This window comes from Micromonospora sp. WMMD812, from assembly GCF_027497215.1.
Taxonomy (GTDB): Bacteria; Actinomycetota; Actinomycetes; order Mycobacteriales; family Micromonosporaceae; genus Micromonospora.
In genome coordinates this window covers 3,747,220-3,759,585 of the sequence record NZ_CP114904.1, presented here as the reverse complement: position 1 = coordinate 3,759,585, position 12,366 = coordinate 3,747,220, and the positions used below count along the sequence as shown (strand labels likewise).

Genomic DNA, 12,366 nt, shown 5'->3' with positions numbered 1-12,366 from the left:
GCATGACCGATCGGATCGTCCTGCTGGTCACCTCGCCGCGGTTGCCGGCCGGGCTGCTGACCGCGGCCGCCTGGGACGTCGTACGGTCCGCGCCGGTGCTGACCGGCGCGGAGAGCGAGCTCACCGTGGCGATCCGCAGCGCGGGCGGCCAGGTCACCGTGGTGACCGAGGGCGTGACCCAGGCGCTGTTGGACGCGGTCGCGGAGCATCGCACCGCGGTCTGGCTGGCCGGACCGACCGGCGACGAGGCGGTCGCCCGCGAGCTGGGTCTTCGGTTGGCCCGCGAACCGGGTCTGGCCGAGTTGGAGCTGATGTACGGCTCATGGGACCCGCCGGGCGCCCGGCTGCTCGACGCGGTGACGGTGATGGACCGGCTGGCCTCCCCGGGCGGCGATCCGTGGAAGCGGGCGCAGACGCATCGGAGCCTCGCCGGCTTCCTGATCGAGGAGTGCTACGAGGCGTACGACGCGATCAGCGCCGGCGACACCGACGCGCTCCGCGAGGAGCTGGGTGACGTGCTGCTCCAGGTGTTGCTGCACGCCCGGCTGGCCGAGGAGCTGCCCGAGGGCGAGCGGTGGACGGTGGACGACGTGGCCGGCGGGTTGGTCGACAAGATGGTCCGTCGCAACCCGCACGTCTTCGCCGGCGCCGAGGCCGGGACGCTGGAGGAGATCACCGCCAACTGGGAGCGGATCAAGCGCGCGGAGAAGGCGCGTGGGTCGGTGCTCGACGGCGTTGCGCTGAGTCAGCCCGCGCTCGCCCTGGCCGCGAAGATCCTGGAACGCGCCGGTCGGGTCGGGCTGGCCGTGCCGCCGCCGCTCGCCGAGGGCCAGGTCGACCCGGAGGCGCGCCTGGGCGCGAGCTTGCTGTCCACGGTCGCCGCCGCCCGCGAGGCCGGCCTCGACCCGGAGGCCGCCCTCCGCCGGACGACGTTCGCGTACGCCGAAGCCGTCCGCGCCGCCGAGGCCGAGGCCCCAACCCCCACCGCCCCACCCACCGACCAGAGCTGATCAAGAGGTTCGGGTCAGAAGCCGGGCACTGGCTGACGCGAACGTCTTGATCAATGTGGCGCTGCGGGGCGTCGTGGGTGGCCGGTAGGGTCGGCGGGTGGAATCGTTTGCACCGCTGGCCGAGTGGATCGTCGAGGCGCTGCTGGAGAGCCGGCCCGGGCTGGCCACGTCGGCCGGCGACCACCGGTTCGACGACCGGCTGCCCGACTTCTCCCCGGACGCGCGCGTGGCCGACCGGGCGATGCTCACCGACGCGGCCAACGCGCTCTCCGAGCTGGACGCGGAGTCGCTCGAAATCGAGGAACAGGTGGACCACGCCCTGCTCAGCGCCCTGGTCGACCGGGAGCTGTTCGAGCTGACCGAGATCCGGGCGTACGAGTGGGACCCGCTGCAGCACAACCCGGGCCCCCTGCTGCACGCGCTGGTCGCCCGCCCGTACGCCCCGGCGGACGTCCGGCTGACCCAGCTGGCCGGGCGGCTGGCCGCCGTGCCGGACGCGCTGGCGATCGCCCGCGGCACGCTGCGTGACATGCCCCGCATCCACGCCGAGACGGCGGTCGGCCAGTTCACCGGCACGGCCGCCCTGATCCGCGACGAGGTGCCGCTGCTGCTCGCCCAGGCCCCCGAGCTGCACGGCCACGTCGAGCCCGCCGCCACCGCCGCGATCGCGGCGATCGAGGAGTTCGTCGCCTGGTTGCGCGCCGGTCTGGCGGCCGACGCCGGCCCGGGCCGCGATCCGCGACTGGGCCGGCGGCTCTGGGAGGCGCGGCTCTGGCACACCCTCGACACCGAGCTGGGCGCCACGGAGATCCGTCGGCGCGCGTGGGCCAACCTGGACCGGGTCACCGAGGAGATCCGGGAGGCGGCGGTCGAGCTGGTCGGCGGTCCGGCCGACGACGAGACCGTACGGCGGGCGTTGGACCTGCTCGCCGCCGAGCACCCGGACGACCACACCATCGTCGACCTGGCGGGCGTGACCCTGGACGAGGCGACTGACTTCGTGCGTGCCCACGACCTGGTCACCCTGGTCGGCGACCCCTGCGTGATCCAGGAGATGCCCGAGTTCGCCCGGGGCGTGGCGGTCGCCTACTGCGACTCACCCGGCCCGTTGGAGACCGCGGACGTGCCGACGTTCTACTGCATCGCACCCACCCCGGCGGACTGGCCGGCGCAGCGGGTGGAGTCGTTCTACCGCGAGTACAACGACCACATGATCCGCAACCTGACCGTGCACGAGGCGATGCCGGGGCACTTCCTCCAGCTCGCGCACGCCCGCCGGTACCGCGGGGCGACCCGGGTACGCGCGCTGGCCGAGTCCGGCCCGTTCATCGAGGGCTGGGCGGTCTACGCCGAGGAGCTGATGGCCGGGCTCGGCTTTGGTGGCCTGCCGGTGCGGTTGCAGCAGCTCAAGATGCAGCTGCGGATGACCATCAACGCGCTGCTGGACCAGCTCGTGCACTGCGAGGAGCTGCCCGAGGCCGAGGCGATGGCGCTGATGAGCGGGCGCGGGTTCCAGGAGGAGGGCGAGGCGGCCGGCAAGTGGCGCCGGGCGCTGCTCACCTCGACCCAGCTCTCCACGTACTTCGTGGGCTACAGCGAGGTCGCCGAGATCGCCGCGGCCCGGCCGGCGGACGTGCCGGTGCGGGACTGGCACGACGCGATGCTCGCCCACGACTGCCCGCCCCCGCGCCACCTGCGTACCCTGCTCGGCCTCTGACCGGGTCCCGGCGGCAGCCGGGCGATCCGGTCGCCGCGCGGGCTCAGCGCCGCGCCCGGGCGGCGGCCGCGTCGATCAGCCAGCGCGAGAGGGAGTACGCCGGCGGCAGCTCGGCCGGCAGCGCGTCCAGCGGGAACCAGCGCGCCCGCACCAGCTCGCGCCCGTCCACCACCGGTTCGGCGGTCGGGTCCGCGGCAGTGGCGGTGAAGCCGGTGAGCAGCACGCCGGGGCCGGACATCGCCCACGGCTGGCTCCCGAAGTACGTCGGCTCGTTCACGGCCAGCCCCACCTCCTCGCCGACCTCCCGGTGCACGGCGGCCTCCAGCGTCTCGCCCGCCTCGACGAAGCCGGCGACCAGCGCCCAGAGGTCGGTCGGCCCGTACGAGTGCCGCACCAGGAGCAGCTCGTCGGTGCCGCCGGCCCGGGCGGGGCGGGTGATCGCGACCAGCACCGCGGGGGAGAGCCGCATCGGCACGTACAGGTCGCAGTCGGGGCAGCGGCGCGCCGGCTCGCCCGGCACGTCGGCCAGCTCGGCCCGGCACGCTCCGCACCAACGGTGGCCGTGTCGCCAGGTCACCACCTGCAACGCCCGGCCGGCCAGCGCGGCGAGCGGCTCGGGCAGCTCGGCGGCGACCGCCCGCCAGCTCACCCAGCGGCCGTGATCTCCGGTGCCGGCCGCCGGCGCCCCGCCGGCTGACGCGTCGGGCGCCGGCCGCGCGGCGGCCCAGGCCGGCACGCCGTCGAGCGTGCCGAGCGGCACCCAGCCGTCGTCGTCGGGCAGGTCGGCGATCCGGGGAAACCGCCCGTCCGGCCCGATCAGCAGCTTCCGGCCGGCCACCAGCAGCGCGGGATCGCCGGGGCCGGGCGGCCCGGGGTGACCCGCGCCGGGCACGAACCGGGGGCCGGCGGTCACGAGGTGGTCGAGCGCCGGTCGACCACGCCGGCCCCGGGGGGCAGCTCGAACGCCGCGCCGTCGACCGTTTCCGAGTAGCGGCTCAGGGCTAGGTCCATCGCCTTGCCGTCGACCTGCCCGGTGAAGCTGCCGAGCACCCCCTCGGTGGTCACGCAGGCGCTGAAGTCGCCCGTCGCCTGCTCCACGTCCACGCAGGTGGCGTGGTGTCCGGCGAGGGTGGTGTCGCTCAGGTCGATGACCGCCGCCGGGTCGAGCGCTGCGGTGGTCAGCATCCCCACCACGATCGGCGGGGTGATCAGGCCGTGCCGCTTCGCCTCGGCGAACAGGGTCACCGAGGGCTTGCTGCCGGCGACCGGCGGCGGCGCGAGCGTGCACATCGTCCGGGCGCCGGTCGCGTCGCACCGGGTGGTCGCGTCGGCGGTGACGGTGAGTGTCCCGCCCGGGTAGCGGTATGCCGAGCGGGCCGGGTCCTGCGCCTGCGTGATGGCGGCCGTCTCGCCGCCGGGGAGCTGGTAGTCGGCCGAGTAGGTCAGCTCCAGCGCCCGGTCCAGCCGGGTGGCGAGGTCGTTGACCAGATCGGCCCGCCCGATCGCCCGTCCGGCGTCGTCGAGGGCCTGACAGCCGGTGACCGTGAGCGACGCGATGACCGACACGGCGAGCATGCGGAGAGTGGTCGAGGCGGCGGGCATGCCGCTCAGCCTGATAGATCGGGTCCACGCTACGCAAACCGGTTGCCGGTTGACGCCCGAGAATCCGGGAATGTCCGTGGAGGGCGGCCTTGGGGGCAGGTTTCGGACCACGCTCCGTGGCACCGCACGGCCCGCGCCCGCGCGTCGCCCGATACGCTGCGTTCAACACCTGCCTCAGCCGCACCGTCGCGGCTCGCACCGGAAACACACATACGAGGAGCGACTCAGTGGCAACCATCGAGGGAATCGTCGCCCGGGAGATTCTCGACTCGCGGGGAAACCCGACCGTCGAGGTCGAGGTCGGCCTGGACGACGGCACGGTGGCCCGCGCCGCGGTGCCCTCCGGCGCCTCCACCGGCGCCTTCGAGGCGATCGAGCTGCGCGACGGTGACGCCGACCGCTACCAGGGCAAGGGCGTCGAGAAGGCGGTCTCGAACGTCGAGGACCGCATCGTCGACCAGATCATCGGCTACGAGGCCAGCGAGCAGCGCCTCATCGACCAGAAGATGCTCGACATCGACGGCACGGACAGCAAGTCCGAGCTGGGCGCCAACGCCATCCTGGGGGTCTCCCTGGCGGTGGCGAAGGCGGCGGCCGGCAGCGCCGAGCTGAGCCTCTTCCGCTACCTGGGCGGCCCGAACGCCCACCTGCTGCCGGTGCCGATGATGAACATCCTCAACGGCGGCGCGCACGCGGACTCCAACGTCGACATCCAGGAGTTCATGATCGCGCCGATCGGCGCGCCGAACTTCCGCGAGGCGCTCCGCTCCGGCGCGGAGGTCTACCACGCGCTGAAGTCCGTCCTGAAGAAGAAGGACCTCTCCACCGGCCTCGGTGACGAGGGCGGCTTCGCGCCGAACCTGCCCACCAACTCCGCCGCGCTGGACCTGATCGCCGAGGCGGTCGAGAAGGCCGGCTACCGGCTCGGCACCGACATCGTCTTCGCGCTCGACGTGGCCGCGACCGAGTTCTGCGAGAACGGCACCTACACCTTCGAGGGCGCCGCGAAGACCGCCGAGGACATGAGCAACTACTACACCAAGCTCATCGGCGACTACCCGATCGTGTCCATCGAGGACCCGCTCTCCGAGGACGACTGGAGCGGCTGGCAGACCCTGACCGCGGCGGTCGGCGACCGGATCCAGATCGTCGGCGACGACCTGTTCGTCACCAACCCGCAGCGGATCGCCCGGGGCATCGCCGAGCAGGCCGCGAACGCCGTGCTGGTCAAGGTCAACCAGATCGGTTCGCTCACCGAGACCCTGGACGCGGTGGACCTGGCCCACCGGGCCGGCTTCAAGTGCATGATGAGCCACCGCTCCGGCGAGACCGAGGACACCACGATCGCCGACCTCGCGGTGGCCACCGGCTGCGGCCAGATCAAGACCGGCGCCCCGGCCCGTTCGGACCGGGTCGCCAAGTACAACCAGCTCCTGCGGATCGAGGAGGAGCTGGGCGACGCGGCGCGGTACGCCGGCGTGGGGGCGTTCCCGCGCTACCGTTCCGCCTGAGACGCGCGAGGCCTCGGGGGAGGGGTGTGACGATGCAGCAGCGCCGCACACCGGGTGGTCAGCGTCCCGCCCGCCGGCCCGGCCAGTCCGGCCGGCCGGGCGGGGCCCGCGGCGCCCGGGCGTCGGTCCGCGAGACCGGCGTGCGCGCCGAGCCACGCGGAGCCGCCGGTCGCGCGCCGGGCGCCACCCGGGGCGCCGAGGGCGTACGCTCCGCGAACCGGCCGGCGGCCGCCCGGCGCACCACGGCCGGTGGCACGGTCAAGCGGCTCTCCGCACCCCACCCCCGACGCCTGACCGGCCGGGCCACCGTGCTCTTCGCGGTGCTCATCGCGCTCGCCCTGGCATACACCTATCCGGTCCGCGTCTACCTCGACCAGCAGACCGACATCGAGCGGATGGAGGCCGCGCAGGCGGCGCAGGAGAAGCTGATCGCTGACCTGTCCGCCGAGGCGGCCAAGTGGCAGGACCCGGCCTTCATCGAGACGAAGGCCCGGGAGCGGTTCTACATGGGACGTCCCGGCGAGAAGCTGGTGATCCTGCTCAACGACCCGGAGGGCGCCGCGCGGGACGCCGGCAAGTCGGCCCCCCGCGCGCCGACCACGCCCGATCCCTGGTACGACACCCTGTGGTCGAGCGTCGAAGCGGCCAACGGCGAGCAGCCCGCCAACTGAGCACCGAACGAGCACCGAACGAGAGATGGGCACCGTGACTGTCGTACCACCGCAGGAGTCGGCGGCGGATTCCGTACCCCCGCCGAAGCGGGAACCGGCGACCGAGGCCGACCTGGCCGCGGTGGCCGCGCAGCTCGGACGCCCGCCCCGGGGCACCCGGGCGGTGGCCCACCGGTGCCCGTGCGGCCTGCCCGACGTGGTGGAGACGACGCCCCGGCTGGCCGACGGGACCCCGTTCCCGACGCTGTTCTACCTCACCTGCCCCCGGGCGACCGGCGGGTGCAGCCGGCTGGAGTCGGCCGGCCTGATGAAGGAGATGGCTGAGCGGCTGGCCGCCGACCCGGAGTTGGCCGCCCACTACCGCGCCGCGCACGAGGACTACCTGGCCCGGCGCGAGGCGATCGGCGAGGTGCCGGAGATCGCCGGCATCTCCGCCGGCGGCATGCCCGGCCGGGTGAAGTGCCTGCACGTGCACCTCGGCCACGCGCTCGCCGCCGGGCCCGGGGTCAATCCGTTCGGCGACGAGACGCTGGCGCTGCTCGAGCCCTGGTGGACGGCCGGGCCGTGCGTGGACGTGCCGGCGGCCGAGTGAGCCCACGGTGACCGACGAGATCGTGGTGCGGCGCGCCCGCACCCGGGACGTGCGGGGGATCCGCCGGCTGGTGGACACCTACACCGACGACCGGCGGCTGCTCAGCAAGGCCACCGTCACCCTCTACGAGGACGTGCAGGAGTTCCGTGTCGCGGCGCGCGCCGACGACGACAGCGTGGTCGGCTGCGGCGCGCTGCACGTGATGTGGGAGGACCTGGCCGAGATCCGCACGGTCGCGGTCGACCCGTCCGTCCGCGGCCGGAAGATCGGGCACCGGATCGTCGGCGACCTGATCGACGCGGCCCGCGACCTGGGCGTGGCCCGAATCTTCGTGCTCACCTTCGAGACGCGCTTCTTCGGCTCGTTCGGCTTCACCGAGATCGACGGCGCCCCGGTTCCGCAGCCGGTCTACGAACAGTTGCTGCGCTCGTACGACGAGGGTGTCGCGGAGTTCCTCGACCTGGAGCGGGTCAAGCCGAACACCCTCGGCAACACCCGGATGCTGCTGCGCCTCTGAGTCCTGCCCCCGTCCCGCCGCTCTCCGCCGCCGGGTTCGCCGGCTGCCGTAGGGTTGGCCCCGTGACGACGCGCGTGGCCGCCATCGACTGCGGGACCAACTCGATCCGGCTGCTGGTGGCCGACCTGCCCGACCCCGGTGCCGGGCCCGAGGTGCCGCTGACCGACGTCAGCCGCCGGATGGAGATCGTCCGGCTCGGGCAGGGCGTGGACCGCACCGGCCGGCTGGCGCCCGAGGCGATCGAGCGTACGCGGGTCGCGTTGGCCGGCTACGCCGCCGACATCGAGAAGCTCGGCGCGGAACGGGTCCGAATGTGCGCGACCTCGGCCACCCGGGACGCCAGCAACGCCGGGGACTTCCGCGCCATGGTGGAGCAGACCCTCGGGGTCGCTCCGGAGGTGGTGACGGGGGACGAGGAGGCGCGGCTCTCCTTCACCGGCGCGGTGCGCGGGCTGCCCGCCGACGCGAAGCAGCCGTTCCTGGTGGTGGACATCGGCGGCGGCTCGACCGAGTTCGTGGTCGGCACCCGGGACGCCGGGGTGCGGGCGGCCGTGTCGATGGACATCGGCTGCGTCCGGATGACCGAGCGGCACCTGCACGGCGACCCGCCCGGGCTGGACGAGATCGCCGCCGCGCAGGCCGACATCGCGGTCGCGGTCGACCGGGCGCTCTCCGTCGTGCCCGGCCGCGAGGCCGCCACCCTGATCGGGCTCGCCGGGTCGGTCACCACCGTGGTCGCCATCGCCCAGGGCCTCCAGGCGTACGACCCGGAGCGCATCCACCACGCCCGGGCCTCCTACGAGCAGGTCGCGGAGGTGACGGCCGACCTGCTCGGCAAGACCCGCGAGCAGCGGCTGGCCATCCCGGTCATGCACCCGGGCCGCGCCGACGTGATCGGTGCCGGCGCCCTGGTGCTCCGCGTGATCATGGAGCGGGCCGGGATGCCGTCGGTGGTCGCCTCCGAGCACGACATCCTCGACGGGATCGCCTGGAGCCTGCGCTGACGGCTCGCGCGGCGGGTCAGGTTTCCCGGCCCGCCGCGCGGCGTGTCGATCGGACGACTCGCGGGGACGCCGTTCGTTGACGCTATTACGCATCGCACAGTAGTGTGCGAAGCGTGGATACGACCCAGCTCCTCAAGGGCGTGCTCGACCTGGCGGTTCTCGCCGTGCTCCGGGAGGAGGACGGCTACGGCTACGACATCCTGCGCCGGCTGCGCGAGGCCGGCCTCGAGGAGGTCGGCGACGCCTCGGTCTACGGCACGCTGCGCCGGCTCTTCGCCGCCGGCCTGCTGACGACGTACGTGGTGCCGAGCGAGTCCGGCCCGCACCGCAAGTACTACTCACTCAACGCCGCGGGCCGGGACCAGTTGACCCGCTCCGGCAAGCTCTGGCGCTCCTTCGCCACCACCATGGACACGCTGCTCGACGATCGGGGGATGGCGGCATGACCGTCACGGAGCAGGAGATCACGGACTACGTCGGACGGGTCCGGGCGGCGCTGGCCGACCTGCCGCCGGCGGTCCGCGACGAGCTGAGCGAGGATCTGCCGGAACACCTCGCCGAGGTGGCCGCCGAGGCCGACGGCTCACTGGTGGACCGGCTCGGCGAGCCCGAGGCGTACGCCGCCGAGCTGCGCGCCGCGGCCGGCGCGCCGACCGCCCGCGGGCGCCAGGTGGACCAGCGGGTCGCCGCCGCCGTGGCCCGCGTCCGCGGCCGGCTGCGCGGCCTCGACGCCCGGCTCGGCCCGCCGCTGGGGTATGCGACCGCGAGCGAGTTCCTGCGGCTGCTCCGACCGGCCTGGTGGGTGCTGCGCGGCTACCTGGCCGCGATGCTGGTGACCGTGGTGACCACGGGCGGCGGGTTCGGTCTGCTTCCCCGGCTCGGCGGTGAGTTCCTCGCCGGCCTGGTCATGCTCGTCGGCTTCGTGCTCGCGTCGATCTGGCTCGGCCGTCGCTCGGAGCGCCTGCGCGGCTGGCCGCGCTGGGCCCTGCACGCCGGCAGCTTCGTGCTCGTCGTGTTCGCCTTGGCCGGCCTCGCCAACGCCGAGGACCGGGCCGGCTACCAGGAGTACGGTTACGACCCGATCGCGGTCAACAACCCGTACGACCGGGTCCGGGACGTGTTCGTCTACGACAGCGAGGGTCGGCTGGTGGAGAACGCCCGGCTCTTCGACCAGAACGGTGACCCGATCCGGCTCGGCTACCCGGACTGCGTCGACGAGCGGGACCCGAACGGCAACCCGCTGTTGCGCCCGTACCCGTACTGCCCCGACCAGGCGCCGTTCGCGCCGCGGGCGCCCGTGGGAGCCGCGCCGCCCGCCCTGCCGCCGCTGCCGTCACCGACCCCGTCCGTGACCGCCACGCCGCAGCCCACGGCCACCGCTACCGCCGGTCCGGGTGCGACGGTGAGCCCGAGCGGCACGCCGGGGCAGACGGTCAGCCCCACGCCCAGCGTCACCGGCTGATCCCGCTCCGCCGACTCCCGGTCGCCACGCGGCGCGGCGGCCGGGAGTTCCTGGTCACACCCCAAGCTGGGAGATTGCTGAACAAGCTGGGAAATGGCTGAACGGAGGAGGTCGGCGGGGCGGCGGAGCGAGGGTGATGATCGCTACGGTGTCGTCTGCTCATTCACCCCCTGGAAGGAACCCCCGTGTCAGAGCAGGTCGCACCGCCCCCCTCGGCCAACCCCGAGCAGCCCCAGCCGGCCGTGCCGGTGCCGCCGGCCGCGCCGGAGCCCAAGAAGTCCGGTGCCAAGAAGGTGCTCGGCATCCTCGGCGCGATCGTCGTGATCGTCGTCATCGCCGGCCTCAAGTTCGGCCTCGCCAGCTTCTTCGACAAGGACGCCACCGCCGAGGCGAAGGTCGGTGACTGCATCGCCGAGCTGCCCGAGATCACCGGCACCGAGGAGGAGGAGGCCAACGACGCCAAGGTCGTCGAGTGCACCTCGACCGACGCCGCGTACAACGTGGTCGGCCGGGTCGAGGGGCAGACCGAGGCGCAGGCGAAGGAGGGCACCGCCTGCGAGCAGTACATCAAGGAGGGTGAGGACGGCTACCTCTTCTACAGCATCGAGCCCGGCAAGACCGGTTACCTGCTCTGCCTGACCAAGAAGTCCTGAGTCCGGAGCAGCACGGCACAGCCACCGCCGACGGCGGCGCGGAGACTCTCCGCGCCGCCGTCGGCGTATCAGCCTCCACCGCCGGGCAAACAGGAGGTGAATGCCACTGTTCCGGCATCTTCCCGGCGCGGTCGCGGCGTGGCAGGCTACCGACACTGGGCGACCAGCCAACGATGACTGACCGCTAGGAGGACGGGCCGATGGGCGAAATGGTGAGGTATCGCAGCAACGGCGGTACGAGCGAGGGCTATCTCGCGATACCCTCCGGCGGTGCGGCCAGCCCTGCGGTCATCGTCATCCAGGACTGGTGGGGCCTGGTGCCCCACGTACGCGCGGTCGTGGACCGGTTCGCCGAGGCCGGCTTCGTCGCGCTCGCTCCGGACTTCCGGCACGGCGGGCCGGCCAGCAAGCCGAGTGAGCCCCGGCTCATGCTGAACAGCACGCAGATGGACGAGGCGGCGTCGGACATCGCCGCGGCCGCCGACTACCTGGCGGATCGCTCCGAGGTCACCGGCAAGGTCGGCTGTGCCGGCTTCTGCGCGGGCGCCAGCCTGGCCCTCTGGGCGGCGACCCGGTCGGAGCGGATCGTCGCCACCGCGGCCTTCTACCCCCGGCTCCCCTGGGAGGGGATGAGCCCCGAGTGGGTCGACTACGCGGGCAAGGCCGCGCTCATCCACTGCTCGGAGGCGGACGGCACCTCGTCCGCCGAGGGTGTGCAGGCCGCACGCCAGGCGATCGAGACCGCCGGCGGCAGCTGCCAGACCTACGACTACCCGGGCACCGCGCACGCCTTCTTCAACGAGGACCGGCCGGAGAACTTCGACCAGCGGGCCGCCGCGACCGCCTGGGCCCGCACCCTCGAACTGTTCCGGGCGAAGCTTGGCTGAGCCGCGTACGCCGGGGGAGGTGGTCGACCGCGCCGCGCGGGCGACCGACCTGGCCGACCTCGATGCGGCGGTGAGCGACTGCTTCGCCTGCCCCCGACTGGTCGACTGGCGGGAGGAGGTCGCCCGGACCCGAAGGGCGGCCTTTCGCGACCAGCGGTACTGGGGCCGTCCGGTGCCTGGGTTCGGCCCGCCGGACGCGCGGATCGCCATCCTCGGGCTGGCACCGGCCGCGCACGGCGGCAACCGCACCGGCCGGATCTTCACCGGGGACCGGTCCGGCGACGTGCTCTTCGCCGCGCTGCACCGTGCCGGCCTGGCCAACCAGCCGACCAGCGTCGCCGCCGACGACGGGCTCGCGCTGCGGGACACCCGCATCTTCGCCGCGGTGCGCTGCGCCCCGCCGGACAACAAGCCGACGCCCGAGGAGCGGGACACGTGTGCACCCTGGCTGCACCGCGAGGTGACGCTGATCCGTCCCACGCTGCGGGTCGTGGTCGCGCTGGGCGCGTTCGCCTGGGCTGCCTGGTGGCCGACGCTGCGTCAGGTGTACGGGGTCCGTCCGCCCAGCCCGCGACCGACCTTTGCGCATGGGGCACACTGGTCCGGCACGGCCGCACCGGATCTGCTCGGCTGCTACCACGTCAGCCAGCAGAACACCTTCACGGGACGGCTGACACCAGGAATGCTGGACGACGTGTTCGCCCGGGCGAAGCAGTTGGCCGGAGTGGACTGACCTGCGT

14 protein-coding genes are annotated in these 12,366 nt (G+C 73.6%); 12 read left to right on the top strand and 2 right to left on the bottom strand.

All coding sequences use genetic code 11. From position 1 onward, the window contains the following. Nucleotides 1-2: 2 nt before the first annotated feature. Nucleotides 3-1,010: a nucleoside triphosphate pyrophosphohydrolase gene (locus tag O7603_RS17200; RefSeq protein WP_281570823.1), complete on the top strand. Its 1,008-nt coding sequence runs from the start codon at nucleotides 3-5 to the stop codon at nucleotides 1,008-1,010. Between the two features lie 97 nt (nucleotides 1,011-1,107). Continuing rightward, nucleotides 1,108-2,727, top strand: a complete 1,620-nt coding sequence (locus tag O7603_RS17195) for a DUF885 domain-containing protein (protein WP_281570822.1) — start codon at nucleotides 1,108-1,110, stop codon at nucleotides 2,725-2,727. A 43-nt stretch (nucleotides 2,728-2,770) separates the two neighbouring features. Here the strand turns inward: O7603_RS17195 and nudC are convergent, their stop codons facing one another. Both nudC and O7603_RS17185 read right to left on the bottom strand, forming a co-directional pair. Further along, nucleotides 2,771-3,640 carry an NAD(+) diphosphatase gene (gene nudC, locus O7603_RS17190; protein ID WP_281570821.1) on the bottom strand — a complete coding sequence of 290 codons (870 nt, stop codon included), beginning with the start codon at nucleotides 3,638-3,640 and terminating at the stop codon, nucleotides 2,771-2,773. Next, the gene (locus tag O7603_RS17185) at nucleotides 3,637-4,329 is read right to left on the bottom strand and encodes a hypothetical protein (RefSeq protein ID WP_281570820.1); all 693 of its coding nucleotides are present in this window, start codon (nucleotides 4,327-4,329) and stop codon (nucleotides 3,637-3,639) included. The genes nudC and O7603_RS17185 overlap by 4 nt, the downstream gene beginning before the upstream one ends. 227 nt (nucleotides 4,330-4,556) lie before the next feature. Between O7603_RS17185 and eno the strand changes: the two genes are divergently transcribed. From eno to O7603_RS17135, 10 genes are all read left to right on the top strand, one after another. Beyond that, nucleotides 4,557-5,840, top strand: coding sequence for a phosphopyruvate hydratase (eno, locus tag O7603_RS17180; protein WP_281570819.1), 1,284 nt, complete (start codon nucleotides 4,557-4,559; stop codon nucleotides 5,838-5,840). A 32-nt stretch (nucleotides 5,841-5,872) separates the two neighbouring features. After that, nucleotides 5,873-6,511 (top strand): septum formation initiator family protein, encoded by a 639-nt coding sequence (locus tag O7603_RS17175; RefSeq protein ID WP_281576718.1) that lies wholly within the window; start codon nucleotides 5,873-5,875, stop codon nucleotides 6,509-6,511. A gap of 34 nt (nucleotides 6,512-6,545) precedes the next feature. Continuing rightward, on the top strand, nucleotides 6,546-7,103 hold the full coding sequence (locus tag O7603_RS17170; RefSeq protein ID WP_281570818.1) for a DUF501 domain-containing protein: 558 nt from the start codon (nucleotides 6,546-6,548) through the stop codon (nucleotides 7,101-7,103). Nucleotides 7,104-7,110: 7 nt separating this feature from the next. Further along, nucleotides 7,111-7,620, top strand: a complete 510-nt coding sequence (locus tag O7603_RS17165) for an amino-acid N-acetyltransferase (protein WP_281570817.1) — start codon at nucleotides 7,111-7,113, stop codon at nucleotides 7,618-7,620. Nucleotides 7,621-7,694: 74 nt separating this feature from the next. After that, nucleotides 7,695-8,624 (top strand): Ppx/GppA phosphatase family protein, encoded by a 930-nt coding sequence (locus O7603_RS17160; RefSeq protein WP_281576717.1) that lies wholly within the window; start codon nucleotides 7,695-7,697, stop codon nucleotides 8,622-8,624. 113 nt (nucleotides 8,625-8,737) lie between these two features. Beyond that, a complete protein-coding gene (locus O7603_RS17155) occupies nucleotides 8,738-9,070 on the top strand; it encodes a PadR family transcriptional regulator (RefSeq protein ID WP_091394259.1) in 333 nt (110 codons plus the stop codon). Beyond that, nucleotides 9,067-10,086 carry a hypothetical protein gene (locus O7603_RS17150; protein WP_281570816.1) on the top strand — a complete coding sequence of 340 codons (1,020 nt, stop codon included), beginning with the start codon at nucleotides 9,067-9,069 and terminating at the stop codon, nucleotides 10,084-10,086. The genes O7603_RS17155 and O7603_RS17150 overlap by 4 nt, the downstream gene beginning before the upstream one ends. 185 nt (nucleotides 10,087-10,271) lie before the next feature. Beyond that, nucleotides 10,272-10,739, top strand: a complete 468-nt coding sequence (locus O7603_RS17145) for a hypothetical protein (RefSeq protein WP_281570815.1) — start codon at nucleotides 10,272-10,274, stop codon at nucleotides 10,737-10,739. Between the two features lie 200 nt (nucleotides 10,740-10,939). Then, on the top strand, nucleotides 10,940-11,626 hold the full coding sequence (locus O7603_RS17140) for a dienelactone hydrolase family protein (RefSeq protein ID WP_281570814.1): 687 nt from the start codon (nucleotides 10,940-10,942) through the stop codon (nucleotides 11,624-11,626). Beyond that, nucleotides 11,619-12,359 carry a uracil-DNA glycosylase gene (locus O7603_RS17135; protein ID WP_348651021.1) on the top strand — a complete coding sequence of 247 codons (741 nt, stop codon included), beginning with the start codon at nucleotides 11,619-11,621 and terminating at the stop codon, nucleotides 12,357-12,359. Before O7603_RS17140 ends, O7603_RS17135 begins: the two co-directional genes overlap by 8 nt. Nucleotides 12,360-12,366: the final 7 nt, after the last annotated feature.